This is a genomic window from Synechocystis sp. FACHB-908, from assembly GCF_014698595.1.
Classification (GTDB): domain Bacteria; phylum Cyanobacteriota; class Cyanobacteriia; order Cyanobacteriales; family Microcystaceae; genus Synechocystis.
The window spans coordinates 87382-107000 of record NZ_JACJTH010000037.1 but is presented as its reverse complement, the minus strand read 5'-3'; the positions used below and the strand labels follow the sequence as shown (position 1 = coordinate 107000).

Genomic DNA, 19619 nt, shown 5'->3' with positions numbered 1-19619 from the left:
AAACCCCACCAGAGGCGGGGTTAAAGAGTTATTAGAGTTTAACTTTCAAACAAGTGTCTTAAGAAGACGGACTCAGGCTTAGAAAGTGAAGGTACCACGGACGGTGCCGATGAAGGCGTCGGTGGCGTTGGTGGTCTGTTCAGGCTTGGAGATCCAGATCACACCAGGAGTTATAGAAAGGTTGTCGGTGAGTTGATATTTGTAGAACAATTCAACTTGCAGAGGGTTAGCAGTGGTTACAAAGGTGGTTCCCAAAGTATTGTTGGTGAAACCGGAAACATAGGGTTGAACACCAGCAAAGATGCCAAGAACGTTACCTTCTTTACCAAGGTCGGGGAAGGCAAAGCCTCCACCGTAGGTCCAGATATCACCATTGTCTTTACCAATCAAAGTAACATTGGTGTAGCTACCATAGGCACTGAAGCTCAGCCAATCGGCAATGTTCCAAGCCATTTGGACGCCATAGCTGTTGGTTTGCTTGCCACCAAAGTCATAGGGGTTGATAACGTTGCCAGATGTGCTACCGCCGCTCACATTATTGTTGTAGGTAGCTGCATCCACAGGAGGAGCACCTACACCCAAACCGTTCACAAAGTCATCATTCAACTCAGAACGGTTGAGGTTAGCCGCAGTGGTACCGACGATACCTTGAGTGCCACCTTTACCGAAGATAGCGGCATCAGGGGTGGTGTAGGCATTAACGTAGGTGAAGCCTAGGCTAACCCGGTCGAAAATGTTGGTGGTAATTTGAGCCAAGGCGCTATAGCCACCGTTAAACAAACCGTTACCACCGCTGCTGAAGTCATAATTGTTGCCAGTGGCAGGGTTAGTAACAGAACCACCACTGCTGGGGTTGTTGCCCGTGCTAGCCAAGTAACCCAAGCTCAAGGAAGTGGGGCCCAACAGATTGCTGAGGAAGCCCAACTCTAGGCTTGTACCTATACCAGTACCGCCACCAATGGAGTAGATGGGGTTCTGGGCGGTGAACTGACTCAAGGAACCTTTGCCGCCAGTGTAGTCGTCGAAATAGGGGTTCAGGGTAGGAACGAAGTCATCCCAGATACCGCCCCAAGCAGCAATGTAGTTGTTGAGACGGAAGTTTTCGCCCAGATCCAAGGGAACATAGTAAGCTAACCAGTCAACGGCTACGTTGTTGTTGTCGCCGGGGGAAAGCTGGTGCACCTGGGTAAAGGTGGGGCTTTCATAGTAGTCACCTACAATACCGATGGGGTTACCGGTCTCGGGATCAATAACATTCTGAGTAGGATAGAAGCTCTTGAAGCGATTACCGTTACCAGCGGCGAGACGAGTGACCAACAGGTCTTCACCGGAGAAGCTGGTGTTGAACTGTAAACGAACCCGGTTCTGGAATACCGCTTGGTTGTTATCGGTTTGGTTGTTGAGAGTCTTTTTGGTACCAAAAATGGCGGTGGGAGCAAATATTACTTCCCCGGTCAATTTGGTGGTGGTAGAAAACTGATGGTCTTCGAGGAAAGAGGTGCGGGCTTCGAGGTTATCAACCCGAGCACCCAAAGCAGCCAATTCTGCCTCGAATTCCTGCATGAGGCGTTTCAGTTTGTCGATGTCCTCCCGGAGAACAGCCACGTTTTCCTGAATCAAACGTTCCATAACGTTCATACAGGCGTTAAGACCAGCGGCAAATTCCCAACGGCTGAGGGCTCGATCACCACGGAAGGTACGGTCAGGGTAACCAACGATACAACCGTAGCGTTCCACCAAGCTCTTGAGCGCTTCATAGGCCCAGGCAGTGGGTTGCACATCGCGGAGTTCGCTAACGCTGGTTACTTGATCAATGGCAGAAGACTGACCTTCGGCAGTGTATTGGTCTAATTGGTCTAAAACTTGAGCATTCGTAACGTTGTCGGGAGCAGCACTAGCAGCACCAGCCACAAGGGCGGCACCGATCACAGCAGGGCTCACTAACAGGGACTTCCAAGATAGTTTAAGCATTTTTAGCTTTTCCTCACACCTAATAATGACTACGGGAACCAAGTCCTATACTCAGTAACACATTGTACACGTTTTTTTCGAAAGAGTGGGAGAAGTTGACAATTTTCTTTAGATTCATGGTAGATGCTAGGCTAAGCAAGGCCATTGGTCTGTTTTGCGGGCTAGCTCAGGGAGCCAGGACCACAATCAGTGTTGGTAAAGAAAAACCGCCTACAGCTTCTGCTCACGGAACGATGATGTTGATGGTTAATAACAGATTATAGTTGCTATTTTGGTGATGGCTAGGGGCAGGGCCAGTTTTTAGGCCGGCCATAGTTCCCGGCGTAATGATGGAGCATTTGTCTGAACTCAGTTTTGACTTTGGATTAAGTATTGTTTCACTTGAACCAATCTTTTTTTCAGGGCTGTTTGAGGATGTTGTAAAGCTTTTTCTAGGGGCATATCCGGCCCCACTAGGCTAAAAATTTTGAGCACGTTAGGTAAAACTGTCTGACTTAATTGGCATTGTCCCGCTACGATGATCGCCGGTTTATTGATTTTTTTCGCTAGCTCAAGAACACCTCCCACCACCTTACCCTGTGGGGATTGATGATCGAAGCAACCTTCTCCGGTAATCACTAGATCGCATCCAGCCATGGCCTGTTCCAACTGGGTCAATTTGGCGATCGCCGTAAAACCTGATTCTATCTTTGTCTCCAATGCCCAGGCCACGCCCCCTCCCATTCCCCCAGCGGCCCCGGCCCGAGGAAAATTGATTTCAAAGCCATCAAACTCCCGTACTACTCGGGCAAAATGACGCAAACCCTGATCCAAGCGTTGAACCATAGCTGGATCTGCCCCTTTTTGCGGAGCATAGACCTGGGCAGCCCCATTAGCACCATAAAAAGGATTGGTCACATCGCATAAAACGGTTACCTGAGGAAAAGCATTTAAGACTGGAGGAATAATTTCGGCAACTTTACCCAGGGCTTGCCCTCCCCAACCGACGGACTGACCTTGAGAATCTAAGAACTGCCAACCCAATGCCATTAGTAAACCTAAACCTGCGTCATTGGTAGCAGAGCCGCCGATCGCCAATTGAATTTGTTTTGCTCCCCGTCGGGCAGCGTGGGTGATTAATTCCCCTGTGCCGTAGCTGGTAGCAATTTCCGGATTATGTTCCCCGACGGGTACCAGAGGCAAACCGCTGGCTCGGGCCATTTCAATGACTGCTGTCTCCTCTTGGGGTAACCATAAATAACAAGCATCAACCGTTTGATCCGGTAATGGCCCCTGTACTCTCACTGTCTGCCATTGGCCGTCGAGATTGTTGGCGATCGCCTCTAGGGTTCCTTCACCGCCGTCGGCTAGGGGATGGGCAACACAGTCAAATTCCGGCGCTAAAACATCTAGAGCAATCTGGCAAACCTCACCAGCGGAAAGAGTCCCCTTAAAAGAGTCTGGTGCAATCAAAATTTGACGCATTGGGGAATTCAGTAACCCACCTTATCTCGTCTATGCCTCTCAGTTTCCCAACAAAAAAATTAACGACGATTTAAACCTTCTGCTGCTTCCCGGAAAGGCTCCACTTCAGGACTAAAATCGATGGGCAGAACTGCCACTACGTTTTCATGGGGTCGGGGAATAATCACCCAGGTTTTCACGTCTGCCCCTTCAGTTCGGTTAATGGCATCAATACCAGCAGCCATGGCAGTTTTCACTTCCTGCACATCCCCACGAATATTAAGGGTGAAGCGAGCACTCCCCGCCCGAATATAGCCCACAATGGTAATCCTACCGGCCTTAACCATGGCATCAGCAGCGGCAAGAATACCGGGAAAACCAATGGTTTCAATGGAACCGACGGCGGATTGGGCGGACATATTGTTCTCCTTGACAGTGGCGGCAAAAACTAAAGGACAGATAAATAAAACCCAAACCTTCGACTTAACGACTAGTCGGGGTGGGAATTAGCAAGAATCCCATGGTCAACTATAGGCTAAGTGGTGTACATCGGACTACGAGGGCGGGAAAGTCTACCTCAGGTGCGGAAGCGAGCGACTTTTTCTGTGTATTCCACCGGCAAAACTGCCAGTACATTTTCGGGTGGATTGGGCACAATATAGTGGCTGACAATTTCTCCCCCCATAACAGACTCATTGACCGCCGCTAGACCCATCTTCATTGACAGATTCACCTCTGATACTGGGCCCCGTATCGCCACCACAAAATTCCCCCTCTCGGCCAAGTCATAGTACACCAGGGTCACCCTACCGCCCTTGAGCATGGCATCGGCAGCGGCCAAAACGGAGGGAAAGCCAAGGGTCTGTATCACGCCAACGGCCTGGGGCATGGAAAATTCCTCTAGGGAAACGGATGGAAACAGTCAATCGGACTAAGCAAGCGAAGATTACAACTTAGCTAGCTTTTTATCCTATCAAAAACATGGCACGGGCAAATCAAGCTGCAAGGTCCTAGTGCTGTTGACCACGGTAATTAGTTGCTTGGACCAGTCTAAAAAACCATAAATAGCCTTCGCCTTTGTGCCCTAATCGACATCCACCCTTGTCCCCTGACTAAAATCTCCGCTATGGTGGCCAGCCAGTGTGTCAAAATACTAGATTGTTGTGCCCCGATCGCCCTTGCTTGGTTTGCCTACACCGGACCAACAAGGAGAGATGCGGCGGCGGTCTAAATTGTTATTAAAAACTAAGTTTTCCCCCAGAAATCATGGCTGAGACCCTACTGTTTGCCGCCCTACGCCAAGCCCTTGACGAAGAAATGGGACGGGATGTCAACGTCCTTGTGCTGGGAGAAGATGTGGGACTCTATGGCGGTTCCTATAAGGTAACCAAGGATTTGTACGAGAAGTATGGCGAAATGCGGGTGCTGGATACGCCCATCGCCGAAAACAGTTTTACCGGCATGGCGGTGGGGGCGGCCATGACAGGATTGCGCCCAGTCATTGAAGGCATGAATATGGGTTTTCTTCTGCTGGCGTTTAACCAAATTGCCAATAATGCGGGGATGTTGCGCTATACCTCCGGCGGCAATTACCAAATTCCCATGGTTATCCGTGGTCCTGGGGGCGTAGGTCGGCAATTAGGGGCAGAACATTCCCAACGGTTGGAGGCCTATTTCCATGCGGTGCCGGGGTTAAAAATTGTGGCTTGCTCCACCCCCTATAACGCCAAGGGATTGCTCAAAGCAGCCATTCGGGATAATAACCCAGTGTTATTTTTTGAGCACGTACTTTTGTACAACTTGAAAGAAAACTTACCCGACTACGAATATATTGTGCCTCTGGATAAAGCCGAAGTGGTGCGCCCCGGTAAGGATGTCACTATTTTGACCTATTCCCGCATGCGTCACCATTGTTTACAGGCACTAAAAACTTTGGAAAAAGAAGGCTACGACCCGGAAATTATTGATTTGATTTCCCTCAAGCCTTTTGACATGGAAACCATCAGCGCTTCGGTGAAGAAAACCCATCGGGTCATTATTGTCGAAGAATGTATGAAAACCGGAGGCATCGGCGCTGAGCTCATTGCCCTAATCAATGATCATCTCTTTGATGAGTTAGATGGGCCGGTGGTGCGCCTTTCTTCCCAAGATATTCCCACTCCCTACAACGGTATGTTGGAACGACTGACCATTGTGCAACCGCCCCAAATTGTGGACGCAGTTAAGGCGATCATCGGCTAATTGGCCTCAAAACAGTACCCCTTGCCGTAAACGGAATTAATCAGGCGGGGGGCATTGGGCTGTTCAATTTTGCGCCGCAGTAATCGCACCAGGGCCGCCAGCACGTTACTACTGGGGGGGCTTTCGCCGGGCCAAAGGTGGGAATAGATCTCTTCGTGACTGAGAATTTGTCCGGGAGCTTGTAAGAATAGGGTTAACAGCGCCACTTCCTTTTCCGAAAGGGCAATGCGTTGACCCTGGCAATAGGCCACCTGATTGGCCACATCTAGGCTAACGTTGTTGACGCTGAGCAAATTATTTTTGACTGCACCCAGGGTTTCCGTGATGGTTTCTCCGTGGCTTTGTCGCCGCAGTAGGGCCCGCACCCGGGCTAAAAGCTCCCGTAGTTCAAAGGGCTTAATTAAATAGTCATCTCCACCGGCATCTAAGCCCGCCACTCGGTCATCAAGGGTATCTTTGGCAGTGAGAAATAAAACCGGCGTTGAGTGACCCAGAATCCTAATTTGACGACAAATCTCCAACCCTGATACTTGGGGCAACATCCAATCAAGGATTAACAAGTCATATTGACCGGCGATCGCCATGGCTAGTCCTGTTTTTCCTTGGTCAGCCACGTCAATGGTATGGCCCTGGTGCCCTAGGGCTTTGCTCAAGGGTTCCGTTAAGGCGTTTTCATCGTCCACTAAGAGGATATTGGCCATGGGGATGTTTTCTCAACTCTAGCAAGAATTTAGATTAGAGCTTGGTGGCCACTTGGGGGATCTGACTCTAACCAAGCAGTGTTTTGTTAGTCATAGTCTAAACTCCCATGGAAACAGTATTTTGGGGCAAATGGAAGCATTAAGATAGATCGGCAATTGATCGTAGTTAATTTTCTAATTATTTTCGGTTGTTGTTGAAAAGCAGCTCTGTCCTCTACCAACATTGAGACGAAACTAAGTAAAAGCCCCTCAATATTATCTGATCTAGTGGACAAACTAAAAGTTGTCCAATGGAATCTGAGGATAAAGTAGAGTCCTATTTGAACATATTTTTGTCAGCAAATTAGCAGAAGGATCTATGGTGGTGGTGCCGCGATTACATTACCGCCAAGATTATCTGCTCTTTTCTAGCGAGGTTTGAACTATGGGAACTAGTGCCAAATATCAATGTGTCTAGTACTGATTATTTATGCTTAATGGACAGCATAGAATTTATTATCCTTCCACCTAGATTAACGTAAGAGAGATAGAGAATTTTTATTGAAATCTTACTGCAAATTTAGAACAGTGGAGCACTATCGAAACACAACCGAGGCTGACCAACTTGATATTACTATCAACAACTTTAAATTTGGAACAGCCAACATTTTCCCATGCACTCCATTCAATCACCCCGACTACGACAACATTTCCCCCGGCGATCGCCGAAAAAATTGGCGTTAAAAAAGTCCGGTGGATTGGGCCATAGGGCTAAGGCTTCCCATTGCTATCGCATTGTCTTGTATTCCCACGACACCATGGGGTTGGGGCATAAGCGCCGTAATTTACTCATTGCCCAAACGTTACAAAAGTCTAGATTACCCGTTGAAATTTTGGTAATTACCGGCATTGAAGAAGGAAATGAAGCCCTAACTGCTGCGGGTATTAACTATGTGAATTTGCCCAGTCTGCGAAAAAATGGCGATGGTTCCTACTCTGGCCGGGATCTGGATCTGCCTTTGGAGAAATTGATCGCTTGGCGATCGCAGTTAATTCTAAAAACAATTCAGCAATTTCAGCCGGATGTGCTGATGGTGGACAATGTGCCCCGGGGAGTGGAACGGGAACTGGACCCCAGTTTGAAATATCTGCGACAACGACCAGAAAGCCTTTGTGTACTTGGCTTAAGGGATATTTTGGATCAACCGGGGACTGTGCAGCGGGATTGGGGGCAAGCAGATAATGAAAGGGCTATTCGTCGCTATTACGATGCCGTCTGGGTTTATGGTGACCCGCAAGTTTATGACCTACGACATGAGTATGGTTTTGCCCCCGATGTGACGGCGAAAATGCGGCCCCTTGGCTATTTCCATCAGGGCGATCGCCTCCAACATCTAACTAAACCTTGGCAAGAAACGTTAAGTAACTGGAAATTACCATCCCGGTTCATCCTCGGTGCTGTGGGAGGAGGTCAGGATGGGGAAACCCTGGCGATCGCCTTTGCCCAAATTCCCTTCACTGCCGACCTGCCGGGGGTACTGCTCACCGGGCCGTTTATGCCGGAGTCTGTACGGCAAAAGTTAAAGGTCAGTGCCCAGAATAATCCTGACCTCACTATCCTGCCCTATTTTTCTGAACCGACCATGTTGATGTGGGCGGCGGAACGGGTAATCACGATGGGGGGCTACAACACCACCTGCGAAATTCTGTCCTTCCAAAAACCAGCGCTGATTATTCCCCGCATTAAACCCCGCCAAGAACAATGGCTGAGGGCCACCCGTTTAAAACAACTGGGGCTGGTAGATGTGCTTCATCCCGATCAGGTAAATGCCCAAAATTTGACAGCTTGGCTCCACTCTGCGCCGACCAACCAATATAACAAACCAGTTCTAAATCTCCGGGCCACCCAACAACTTCCCCTCGTTCTGGGTCAATTGCTCAGCACCCGTAACTGTTTTATGTCCCAAGCCTGCTAGTCAATTCCGTTGTAAATTTTCCATGGCCATCGCCTACGTTGTTAAACGCTATCCCCGTTATTCGGAAACGTTCATTGTTAATGAAATTCTTGCCCACGAAGCAGCGGGTTTAGACATCAAAATTTTTGCCCTCCGTCCTCCGGTAGATAGCTATTTCCAAGACAAAATTGCCCGGGTGAAGGCCCCCGTTACCTGTATCCAAAAACCCAGCCAAGGGCGATCGCACCCAAATTTATTAGGGCAAAATCCCACTGCGGCCAGTTACCTCTGGGCGGAAATGCAAGCCACTGCGGTTGTAATTCCCGACATCTGGAGAAAGTTAGCCTACGCCGCCGGAGAACGCTCTAGTGTTGTTTACCAAGCCCTCTGGCTCGCCCAAGCCGTCCGTCACCAAGGAATTACCCATCTCCATGCCCATTTTGCCAGCGTTGCCACCAGTGTTACTCGCTTAGCGGCCCATTTTGCTGGGGTGCCCTACAGTTTTACGGCCCATGCCAAGGATATTTTCCATGAGAGCGTTGATCCGGCGGATTTTGCCCGCAAACTCCAAGCTGCCTGCGAGGTGGTGACCGTTAGCGACTATAACCGTACCTATTTACAACAGCAGTACGGGGAAGCGGCCAGCAAAGTACAGCGTATTTACAACGGCATGGATTTAACAGAATTGCCCTACCAACCCCGGTCGGAAAATTGTGAACCGCCGTTAATTATCTCTGTGTCACGCCTAGTAGAAAAAAAAGGCTTGACTTATCTAATCAGCGCCTGCGATCTCTTGCGCCGTTGGGATTGTGAGTTCCGTTGTCAGATCGTCGGTGCTGGTTCCTTGGAAGCGACATTGCGATCGCAAATTGTCCAGCATCAGCTAGAGCCTTGGGTGGAGATCACTGGCCCCAAACCCCAGGGGGAAGTGTTTCAACTCCTAAAACGGGCAAAGGTGTTTGCCGCCCCCTACATTGTTGGCCGGGATGGCAATCGGGATGGTTTACCCACAGTTTTGTTAGAGGCGATCGCCTTGGGTACTCCCTGTGTGGCAACGGATGTGACGGGCATTCCCGAAATTATTCAGCACCAGGAAACGGGATTGCTGGTGGCCCAAAATGACCCGGAACAGTTAGCCAAAGCGCTCCAAACCATCTTGAACCAAGCAGATTTACGTCATCGTTACGCCCAGCAGGCCCGCCAACGATTAGAACAGGCTTTTGACCTGCGACGCAATAGCGCCCAACTCCGTGACTTATTTCATTTAGGGGAGGCCAAACGATGAAGATTGCTTACATCTGTGTCGATCCCGGCATTCCAGTCTTTGGTTGTAAAGGTGCCTCAATCCATGTGCAAGAGATTATCCGCGCTTTTCAGAACCAGGGGGCAACGGTGACCCTGTTTGCGGCAAAGCTGGGGGGGGAACCGCCCAAGGATTTAGTCGATTTACCCGTTCACTGCCTGCCCAAGGTGCCCAAAGGAGATTTAGCAATGCGGGAACAGGGCTTATTTCAACAAAATCAGACGTTGCAAAATTTATTAACCCAGGCAGCTCCCTATGATCTTGTTTATGAACGTTATTCCCTCTGGAGTCATGCGGGAATGACCTTTGCCCGAAACTGTCAGATTCCTGGCATTTTAGAAGTGAATGCACCCTTAATTGAAGAGCAAGCCACACACCGGGTTTTACTAGACCGGGATTTGGCTTTGCAGGTGGCCGAAATAGTCTTTGGGAAAGCAACAGCTTTAATCGCAGTGTCCCAAGAGGTTAAATCCTATTTGCAACAATGGGTTTCTGGCGATCGCCTTTTTGTCATGCCTAATGGGATAAACCCAGCTCGTTTTGCCGGTCTGTCCAAACCATCTCAGACAGAACTCTTCACTGTGGGTTTTGTTAGTTCCCTTAAGCCCTGGCATGGCCTGGATTACCTGATTGAAGCCTTTGCCCAACTGCGACGAACTGTCCCGGAAGCTCGTCTGTTGATTGTCGGTGATGGCCCCCAACGGCAAGTCCTTGAACGAGCGATCTCCCAGCGCAATTTAACTACCCAAGTACAGTGGACCGGTACAGTCCCTCCAGAGCAAGTCCCCCACTGGTTAAGTCAAATGAGCGTTGCCGTGGCCCCCTATCCCGCCAGTGAAGATTTTTATTTTTCGCCTCTGAAAGTGGTGGAATATATGGCGGCCGGGTTACCCATAGTGGCTAGTTGCATCGGTCAAGTGAAGGACATTATTGACGATGGGGTGACGGGGATTTTGTGTCTACCGGGGGAACCGACAGCCCTGGCCCAGGCCCTCGAACGTCTCTGGCGATCGCCCCAGCAACGGCAACAGTTAGGTCTGGCGGCCCGTGACTTCGTGCTTAAACACCACACCTGGGATCGCGTTGCCGCCCAAATTTTGGCGATCGCCCAAGCCTAGTTTTTCAACGTTGAAATTAGTTGAATTTAGTTGAAGTTAAAAGTGATAGATAAATGAACCGTGCCTCCCCCATGACCCAAGCTGTGCCAGGCCTCTGGGCAGTGATCACCACCTTTTGGCCCCAAATTCGTGCCCAGTGGCGACTCTTGCTGGTAGCGATGGTGACTTTGCTGGCGGATGTGGGGTTGCGACTGTTGGAACCCTGGCCCCTCAAGCTGCTCATTGACGGGGTACTGATTCCCACTCAAACCCAGCCGAGTCTTTCTCTCTGGGGCTTTACTAACCTCAATGCCGCTTGGCTGTTGATGTTAATCGCCGTTGGGGTGATTATCATTGCCGTCAGTCGGGCGATCGCTACCTATTGGAATACCGTCAGTTTGGCGATCGTTGGTAGTCGCGTCATGGCCCAGGTGCGGGATCAACTCTATGGGCATTTGCAAAGGCTTTCCCTGCGTTACCATTACCAAGCCCGCAGTGGCGATCTGATTATCCGAGTCAGTAGCGATGCCAACCGTCTCCAGGAAATTTTGCTCACAGCAGCTTTGCCCCTGGTGGTCAGCCTTTTAACTTTGGGCGGCATGGTGGGGGTGATGGCCTGGCTAGACCTAAAATTAACCCTTTTGTCCTTGGCAACTTTTCCCCTGTTTTGGTTGGCCGCCAATCGTTTAAGTGCCAAAATTCGCCATGCTTCCCTCACCCAACGTCACCAGGAAGGGGCCGTTGCCTCCACCGCCGCTGAATCCCTCTCCGCCATTAAACTTGTCCAAGCTCTCTCCCTGGAACAAGCCTTTGCCGATTTGTTTAGCCGCCAAAATCAACGGAGCCTCCAAGAAAACATTGAAACTAAGCGTTTAGCCGCCAACCTGGAGCGATTGGTGGACGTGTTGATTGCCTTCGGTACAGCTTTGGTGATGGGTTACGGAGGCCATCTGGTCATTGAAGATGCTCTGACAGCGGGAACGGTTTTGGTGTTTTTAACCTATCTACGCAATGCCTACAAACCGGTGCAGAATTTTGCTAAATACACAGGTCGTCTGGCTAAAGCGGCGGCATCGGGGGAGCGAATTTTGAATATTTTGGCGGAAACCCCCGATATTCAGGACAAACCAGGGGCTATTCCTGCCCCATTTTTCCAGGGGCGCATTGAATTTAAATATGTTTCCTTTGGCTATCATCCAGATCAAGCCATTCTTGACGGGTTGAATTTAACAGTGCGACCAGGGGAGAAAATTGCCCTTGTTGGTGCTTCTGGCAGTGGTAAATCTACTCTTTTAAGTCTTTTACTGCGCCTGTATGACCCAACAGCAGGGAAAATTTTCATTGATGGCCATGATCTGCGGGATTATCAACTGACGAGCCTACGGAACCAAATGGCAGTGGTATTACAGGAGAGTTTATTATTTGCGGCCACGATCCGGGAAAATATCGCCTACGGCATCGAGGGGGCGACAATGGCAGAGATTGAAGCGGCGGCCCGTTTAGCCAATGCCCATAAATTTATTCTGGAACTGCCCCAGGGTTACGACACAGTAGTGGGAGAAAGGGGCACTACTCTCTCTGGTGGCCAGCGACAACGGTTGGCGATCGCCAGGGCCGCCATGCGACAAACCCCCATTCTGATCCTGGATGAACCCACCAGCGGCTTGGATAAAGTTAATGAACAGTTGGTTTTTGAAGCCCTAGAACGGTTAGCGGAAAATCGCACCACTTTTTTGGTAACCCATAATCTGCAGTTGGCGATCGCCGCTGACCAAATTCTTTACCTCTACCAGGGGCAAATCAGGGAACAGGGTACCCACGCCGAATTACTGGCTCGTCAGGGGGTCTATGCTGATCTCTTTCAACGGCAAACCCTCGCAACCGTCACCAAATCCCTGGGGCGTTAATGATGGCCGAAATTTTCTCTGATCCCAAAATACCATGGCTACCTTTTGCCCTCGATCGCCAATTAGCTCAACAGCACCTAGCTAGTATTTTTCCCGGTTTACAAGGGATCAAGAAAACCGAGCTTCTACGCCATAAACCTGGGCGACGGGCATTGATTGCCTATCATCTGGAAACCGATGGGGTGGAAGGAATTATTCTTGGCAAAATTCGCGCCAAGGGCACAGATTACAAAAGCTATGGCTCTCAACGGGCGTTATGGGAAAACGGGTTCCATGGGCAAAGTGAAGATGGATTATCGGTGCCAAAACCTTTGGGCATTGTTGAACCCTGGCAGATGTGGCTCCAACGATGGGTTCCCGGTCAACCTGCGACAGAATTATTGATTACCCGTCCCGACTTACCGGAAAAAATTGCCGCCCTAGCCCACAAAATCCACAGCCATTCTGTCCCCACAACCAAAACCCATACCATTGCCACTGAATTACAAATCCTTGGCGATCGCCTCCGGGAATTTAGCCACCAGCAACCTCAGTGGCAAACACAAATTCAACATTTCATCGCCCAGAGTGAACAGCTGGGAGAGGTTTTAAACAAATATCCCCGTCCTACTACCACTATTCACCGGGATTTTTACCCCGATCAAATTTTGGTAGATGGCAATCACCTTTGGTTGGTGGACCTCGACCTCTACTGCAAAGGAGATCCCGCCGTTGATCTAGGAAACTTTATCGCCCACATGACCGAATATAGCCTCCGCACCTGGGGGAATCCCGATGCCCTAGTTCGCAAAGAACAAATATTAAAAACTGCTTTTCTAGCTAAACAATCCCCAAATAATCCCCATCTTAGCCAAGCCATTGATATTTACATCATTCTTACTCTATTGCGGCATATTGCCATTAGTTGGCGCATCCCCAACCGCCATCATCATATCCCTGCCCTAATCGAACTCTGTGGCGACCGCCTACTTGGGATGGAAGCAAATTAGCAATGGGGTAAAAATAACAAAAAACTTAAGATTAAATGAGGCCGATTCCAATCCATTTTTTGTGGCGATCAGCCAATTAAAGCAAATCCCCCACCAACGAGGGCAGGGGACAAGCTTAATTACCTAACAGAGGAATTCGTTAACCGAACTTACCGGCTGTGGAAGCAATTAGGAATGCCGCATAGGTGAGCACATAACCAACGGTGAAGTGGGCTAAACCAACCAAACGGGCTTGAACAATGGACAACGCAACGGGCTTATCTTTCCAACGAACCAAGTTCGCCAAAGGAGTGCGCTCGTGGGCCCAAACGATGGTTTCAATCAACTCTTGCCAGTAACCCCGCCAAGAGATCAAGAACATGAAGCCAGTAGCCCAGACCAGGTGTCCGAAAAGGAACATCCAAGCCCAAACTGACAGATTGTTGACACCGTAGGGGTTGTAACCATTGATTAACTGAGCAGAGTTCGCCCAGAGGTAATCCCGGAACCAACCCATCAGGTAGGTGGAGTTTTCGTTGAACTGAGCAACGTTACCGCTCCAAACACCGAGGTGTTTCCAGTGCCAGTAGAAGGTCAACCAACCCAAGGTGTTCAGCATCCAGAACATGGCTAGGTAGAAGGCATCCCAAGCAGAGATGTCGCAGGTACCGCCACGGCCGGGGCCATCACAGGGGAAGGAGTAACCGAAGTCCTTTTTGTCCGGCATCAACTTAGAACCACGGGCATCCAAAGCACCTTTGATTAGAATCAGGGCAGTGGTGTGCAACCCTAGGGCGATCGCGTGGTGAACCAAGAAGTCGCCAGGGCCAATGGTCAAGAACAGAGAGTTGGTGCCGCTGTTGATAGCATCCAACCAGCCGGGTAACCAAGCGGCTCCAGTGGTGGAAGCAATGCTGTCAGGATTGGAGAGCAAAACATCAAAGCCATAGAGAGCTTTACCGGAAGTTGCTTGAATCCATTGGGCAAAAACGGGCTCGATCAGAATTTGTTTTTCGGGAGTACCGAAGGCCACCACCACATCGTTATGGACATAAAGACCAAGGGTGTGGAAGCCCAAGAAGAGGGACACCCAGCTTAAGTGGGAAATCAGAGCCTCTTTGTGTTCAAGCATGCGGGCCAGCACGTTATCTTTATTGGCCACGGGATCGTAATCCCGGACAAAGAAGATGGCACCGTGGGCAAAAGCACCAACCATCAAGAATCCAGCAATGTACTGGTGATGGGTGTAGAGGGCTGCCTGGGTGGTGTGGTCCTGGGCAATAAAGGCGTAGGAGGGCAGGGAGTACATGTGCTGCGCCACCAGGGAAGTAATAACCCCTAAGCTTGCCAAGGCTAAGCCGAGTTGGAAGTGGAGGGAGTTATTGATGGTGTCGTACAGGTTGGTATGGCCTGCGCCGGTTAGGGGACCTTTATGGGCATTAAGAATTTCTTTGATGCTGTGGCCAATGCCCCAGTTGGTGCGATACATGTGACCAGCAATGATGAAGATCACGGCGATCGCCAAATGGTGGTGGGCAATGTCCGTCAACCAGAGAGATTCCGTTTGGGGATGGAAACCACCCAGGAAGGTCAGGATTGCGGTACCAGCACCTTCAGAAGTACCAAAAATGTGGCCAGCAGTGTCGGGATCCGCCGCATACACGCCCCAGTTGCCGGTGAAGAAAGGCATCAAACCAGCGGGGTGGGGAGGAGTAGACAGGAAGTTATCCCAACCAACGTGTTGACCCCGGGCTTCGGGAATCGCAACGTGGACCAAGTGACCAGCCCAAGCCAAGGAGCTAACCCCGAACAAACCAGCCAGGTGGTGATTTAAGCGGGATTCGGCATTTTTGAACCAGGCTAAGCTAGGACGGAACTTCGGTTGGAGGTGTAACCAGCCTGCAAATAAAAACAGGGAAGCTAACACTAATAGGAAGACCGCACCAGAATAGAGCTCTTGGTTGGTGGTCATACCAATGGTGTAGAACCAGTGGTAAACCCCGGAATAAGCAATGTTAACCGGGTTAGAAGCCCCAGCTTGGGTGAAAGCATTGACAGCTCCCTCGCCAAAGTGGGGGTCCCAAATCGCATGGGCGATCGGGCGAATGTTTAAAGGATCTTTAATCCATTGTTCAAAATTACCTTGCCACGCAACGTGGAAAAGGGTGCCAGACGTCCACAGGAAAATGATGGCGATGTGTCCAAAGTGGGAGGCAAAAATCTTTTGGTAAAGATTCTCCTCAGTCATCCCATCGTGGGTTTCAAAGTCGTGGGCCGTAGCAATCCCGTACCAAATACGCCGTGTAGTCGGGTCTTGGGCGAGATCCTGGCTAAATTTAGGAAATTTAGTTGCCATAGCTTTTTCGGAAATTCTCCTCGTTAAGCAAGCAAAATGAGGCTAATGCAGAAGCGCTGCTCATTTCCGGATTGTTAAAGCCACTATAACAAGGGGTTATAGGGGTGAATATAGGGTAAAAGCGAAATTAAAACCGCTTCTATTAAATGCTGGGGAGGGTGGAGGGCAGGGGGAGGATTAAGGATAGTAAAAACCTCAGCCAGTCCCCCTGGTTTATCCCGGAAAACCCAACTTCAGCTCAAAGTCTAGCCAATGGAAAGACTGCGGGCGAGGAAGAACGCCCAGGTGGTAACAATACCTCCGAGGAGATAGTGCGCTACACCGACCGCACGACCTTGAATGATGCTCAAAGCGCGGGGTTGAATGGCCGGAGCCACATTCAGTTTGTTGTGAGCCCAGACAATGGACTCGATCAACTCTTGCCAATATCCCCGTCCACTGAACAGGAACATGAGGCTGAAGGCAAAGACAAAGTGTCCGGCGAGGAACATGATGCCATAGGCCGACAGGGCGGAACCGTAGGAGTTGATGACGTTGGCGGCTTGGGCCCAGAGGAAGTCCCGCAACCAGCCATTGATGGTGATGGCACTCTGGGCAAAGTTACCTAGGGTCACATGGGTGACACTGCCATCGGGAGAAACGGTACCCCAAACATCGGATTGCATTTTCCAACTGAAGTGGAAGATGACGATGGAAAGGGAGTTGTACATCCAGAACAGACCGAGGAAAACGTGGTCCCAACCAGATACTTGGCAGGTGCCGCCGCGGCCGGGGCCATCACAGGGGAAACGGAAACCGAGATTCGCTTTATCAGGGACAAGGCGAGAGCTACGGGCATATAGAACCCCTTTGAGGAGGATCAGGGCCGTTACGTGGATGGTAAAAGCGTGGATGTGGTGAACCATGAAGTCGGCAGTACCCAGGGTGATGGGCATCATGGCGACTTTACCGGCAACGGCAATGGTTTCTCCGCCAAAGGCATAGCTGGCAGTGGCCAAGGCATTGGGAGCGGTGGCTCCGGGGGCCAAGGTGTGCAGGTGCTGTACCCATTGGGCAAAGATCGGTTGCAGTTGGATGGCCGTGTCGGAGAACATGTCCTGGGGACGGCCTAAAGCCCGCATGGTGTCGTTGTGGATGTAGAGACCGAAGCTATGGAAGCCGAGGAAAATACATACCCAGTTGAGATGGGAAATGATGGCGTCACGGTGGCGCAGCATCCGATCCAGCAAGTTATTAACGTTCTTGGCGGGATCATAATCACGCACCATGAAGATGGCGCCATGGGCACCGGCCCCTACGATGAGGAAGCCGCCAATCCACATGTGGTGGGTGAACAGGGATAACTGCGTAGCGTAATCGATCGCCTGGTAGGGATAGGGCGGCATCGCATACATGTGTTGTGCAACGATGATCGTCAAAGAACCTAACAGGGCGAGGTTAATGGCTAATTGAGCGTGCCAAGAAGTAGTCAGGATTTCATAAAGTCCTTTGTGACCTTCCCCAGTGAAGGGGCCCTTGTGGGCTTCGAGGATCTCTTTCATGCTATGGCCGATGCCCCAGTTCGTGCGGTACATATGACCGGCAATGATGAACAGGACGGCGATCGCCAAATGGTGGTGAGCGGTATCAGACAACCAGAGGCCGCCGGTGACTGGATTCAATCCCCCTTTAAAGGTGAGGAAGTCTGAGTAGACTCCCCAGTTGAGGGTAAAGAACGGTGTCAAACCTTGGGCAAAGCTGGGGTAGAGTTCCGCCATCTTGCTCGGTTCCAAAATAAACTCGTGGGGAAGGGGAATGTCCTTAGGAGCAACCCCAGCATCCAAAAGTTTATTAATGGGCATGGAGACGTGGATCTGGTGACCCGCCCATCCCAAGGAGCCTAAGCCCAACAAACCAGCCAAATGATGGTTCATCATCGACTCCACATTTTGGAACCATTCCAATTTGGGAGCTTTGACGTGGTAGTGGAACCAGCCAGCGAACAGCATCAGGGCAGCCATAACCAAACCGCCAATGGCGGTGCAGTAGAGCTGATAGCTGTCGGTGAAACCGGAGGCCCGCCAGAGATAAAACAGGCCAGACGTAATCTGAATACCGTGGAAGCCACCGCCCACATCCCCGTTCAAGATGCCTTGACCGACAATGGGCCAAACCACTTGGGCACTGGGTTTAATGTGGGTAGGGTCGGCTAACCAACCTTCGTAATTGGAAAATTTCGCGCCGTGGAAGTACATTCCACTTAACCAAACAAAGACCACAGCGAGGTGCCCAAAGTGAGCACTGAAGATTTTGCGCGAAACATCTTCTAAATCGCTGGTCTGACTATCAAAATCATGGGCATTGGCATGGAGATTCCAAATCCAAGTGGTGGTTTTGGGACCTCTAGCTAAAGTCCGGTCGAAGTGACCCGGCTTGCCCCACTTCTCGAAGGAAGTTGGTACCGGGTTGTTATCAACCGAGACTTTGGCCTTAGCCTCTCTTTCGGGTGGACTAATTGTCATGCAGGGTTCTCCTCGCTCGACAATGAACTATTAAGGGTTTCCTATGCAGAATAGTGTAATAGAGGAAGCGTAAAAAAGGGAATTAGTTTTCGCTTCATAATAACGATGTTAAACCTTGCACAGATAGGCGTTTTCAGCAAACATCACTAGAAGATAATACGGCCTCCCCCCCCCTAGGCAAGACCTGCGTAACAATAATTAAAAATTGCCCCAGCCCTGACCAGTTCTAGCTCCTAGATTTTGCAAAGACTTACAAAAGTCAAGACAAAGTTGAACTTTGTTACAAAAATTTACAGCATTTTCATCAACTTACAACTGATAGCAATGGGCACCGTCAAAAATTAGATAGAAATTAATCAATGTTGTTGCTATAACAGCTTTAATTTTAAGAAATGTTAAGAAGCGGATTTTGACAATGATCTCCATAGATAAAAGTTATGATCGCCCTTGGAACGAGGGGCAAGTTTTACAAATTGGCTCAGAGTCCGCAAGGGGAAATCAGCCCGATGCTCCGGCTTGGACTTTACTGGAGTGTTTTGCGGAGGTTAAAAACCCTTGGTTGACCCTCAGGGGGGAACGGTGGCGGGATGATCGGGAAAGGAAATTGGATTATTGGCGGGTGGAAAAGGCTGACTCTTTAATAGTGTTGCCCCAACAAGGCGATCGCCTGCTTTTACCCCATCCCATTTTCCGGCCGGGTATAGGTAGGGCAACTTGGGATTTCCCTGGAGGGCGGCTAACAGATCTAGCTAAGGTGGAGCTAACTTTGGCTGAAATCCTTCATCGGGAACTGGAAGTGCCTCCCCATGCCATTGCCGAAATAACTCCCCTCAATGACGGGGGTTGGGCCGTCAATAGCTCTTTTTCCAACCAAAAGCTATATGGCTATTGGGCCAGGATCGATGGAGATTTTCGGCTCAGCCCCAAGGCGATCGGGGCCGAGTTCCAAGTTCCCTCACAACTGGTAGATTTGCTGAGAATTTTGGACTGTTTGCAATGTCGAGCACTGCTGCGGGAATGGCAACAGATTAACACCCTATTTACGTAATTCGGATATTTATGTAATTCGGATCAAACTCTCAAATTTTCCCTTGGAGTGGACTGCCACCCCGTAGCCTGCCTCTTCCTCCAATTACCCAGACTTATCATTCACTTAAGCAAATGGTTGTTGATCTGGAATTTTATTTCCCCTATGAT

Annotated in this window: 14 protein-coding genes; 7 read left to right on the top strand and 7 right to left on the bottom strand. The window is 50.0% G+C overall.

Translation table 11 applies throughout. The features are described 5' to 3' along the window. Window positions 1–78: 78 nt before the first annotated feature. The 4 genes from H6G46_RS13895 to H6G46_RS13880 all read right to left on the bottom strand — a co-directional run bounded on the left by H6G46_RS13895 (window position 79) and on the right by H6G46_RS13880 (window position 4303). Window positions 79–1971, bottom strand: coding sequence for an iron uptake porin (locus H6G46_RS13895; RefSeq protein ID WP_010872079.1), 1893 nt, complete (start codon window positions 1969–1971; stop codon window positions 79–81). 348 nt (window positions 1972–2319) lie between these two features. Continuing rightward, entirely contained in the window at window positions 2320–3435 is a 1116-nt protein-coding gene (locus H6G46_RS13890) for a glycerate kinase (RefSeq protein WP_010872078.1), read from the bottom strand. Between the two features lie 59 nt (window positions 3436–3494). Beyond that, complete coding sequence (locus H6G46_RS13885; RefSeq protein ID WP_010872077.1) at window positions 3495–3833, bottom strand: carbon dioxide-concentrating mechanism protein CcmK; 339 nt, start codon at window positions 3831–3833, stop codon at window positions 3495–3497. Window positions 3834–3991: 158 nt separating this feature from the next. After that, a complete protein-coding gene (locus tag H6G46_RS13880; protein WP_010872076.1) occupies window positions 3992–4303 on the bottom strand; it encodes a BMC domain-containing protein in 312 nt (103 codons plus the stop codon). Window positions 4304–4680: 377 nt separating this feature from the next. On the opposite strand from H6G46_RS13880, the gene H6G46_RS13875 reads away from it, so the two are divergent. Then, on the top strand, window positions 4681–5655 hold the full coding sequence (locus tag H6G46_RS13875; RefSeq protein ID WP_010872075.1) for an alpha-ketoacid dehydrogenase subunit beta: 975 nt from the start codon (window positions 4681–4683) through the stop codon (window positions 5653–5655). Here H6G46_RS13875 and H6G46_RS13870 read toward each other — a convergent pair. After that, a complete protein-coding gene (locus H6G46_RS13870; RefSeq protein WP_010872074.1) occupies window positions 5652–6356 on the bottom strand; it encodes a response regulator transcription factor in 705 nt (234 codons plus the stop codon). The two genes, H6G46_RS13875 and H6G46_RS13870, sit on opposite strands and share 4 nt — an antisense overlap. A 653-nt stretch (window positions 6357–7009) precedes the next feature. Between H6G46_RS13870 and H6G46_RS13865 the strand changes: the two genes are divergently transcribed. From H6G46_RS13865 to H6G46_RS13845, 5 genes are read left to right on the top strand one after another with little or no spacing between them, the layout of a single operon-like run. Continuing rightward, a complete protein-coding gene (locus H6G46_RS13865) occupies window positions 7010–8311 on the top strand; it encodes a glycosyltransferase family protein (RefSeq protein ID WP_010872073.1) in 1302 nt (433 codons plus the stop codon). A gap of 22 nt (window positions 8312–8333) precedes the next feature. Next, window positions 8334–9575, top strand: a complete 1242-nt coding sequence (locus H6G46_RS13860; protein WP_010872072.1) for a glycosyltransferase family 4 protein — start codon at window positions 8334–8336, stop codon at window positions 9573–9575. Next, window positions 9572–10711 carry a glycosyltransferase family 4 protein gene (locus H6G46_RS13855; protein ID WP_010872071.1) on the top strand — a complete coding sequence of 380 codons (1140 nt, stop codon included), beginning with the start codon at window positions 9572–9574 and terminating at the stop codon, window positions 10709–10711. Before H6G46_RS13860 ends, H6G46_RS13855 begins: the two co-directional genes overlap by 4 nt. Window positions 10712–10764: 53 nt before the next feature. After that, window positions 10765–12597, top strand: a complete 1833-nt coding sequence (locus H6G46_RS13850; RefSeq protein ID WP_010872070.1) for an ABC transporter ATP-binding protein — start codon at window positions 10765–10767, stop codon at window positions 12595–12597. Then, window positions 12597–13586, top strand: a complete 990-nt coding sequence (locus tag H6G46_RS13845; RefSeq protein WP_010872069.1) for a phosphotransferase — start codon at window positions 12597–12599, stop codon at window positions 13584–13586. The genes H6G46_RS13850 and H6G46_RS13845 overlap by 1 nt, the downstream gene beginning before the upstream one ends. 139 nt (window positions 13587–13725) lie before the next feature. Here H6G46_RS13845 and psaB read toward each other — a convergent pair whose 3' ends face one another. Further along, window positions 13726–15921 carry a photosystem I core protein PsaB gene (gene psaB / locus H6G46_RS13840; RefSeq protein WP_010872068.1) on the bottom strand — a complete coding sequence of 732 codons (2196 nt, stop codon included), beginning with the start codon at window positions 15919–15921 and terminating at the stop codon, window positions 13726–13728. Window positions 15922–16166: 245 nt separating this feature from the next. Continuing rightward, the gene (gene psaA / locus H6G46_RS13835; RefSeq protein WP_014407086.1) at window positions 16167–18422 is read right to left on the bottom strand and encodes a photosystem I core protein PsaA; all 2256 of its coding nucleotides are present in this window, start codon (window positions 18420–18422) and stop codon (window positions 16167–16169) included. A 415-nt stretch (window positions 18423–18837) separates the two neighbouring features. Here psaA and H6G46_RS13830 point away from each other — a divergent pair, with 415 nt between their 5' ends. Next, window positions 18838–19470 carry a hypothetical protein gene (locus H6G46_RS13830; protein ID WP_010872066.1) on the top strand — a complete coding sequence of 211 codons (633 nt, stop codon included), beginning with the start codon at window positions 18838–18840 and terminating at the stop codon, window positions 19468–19470. The last annotated feature ends 149 nt before the right edge of the window (window positions 19471–19619 follow it).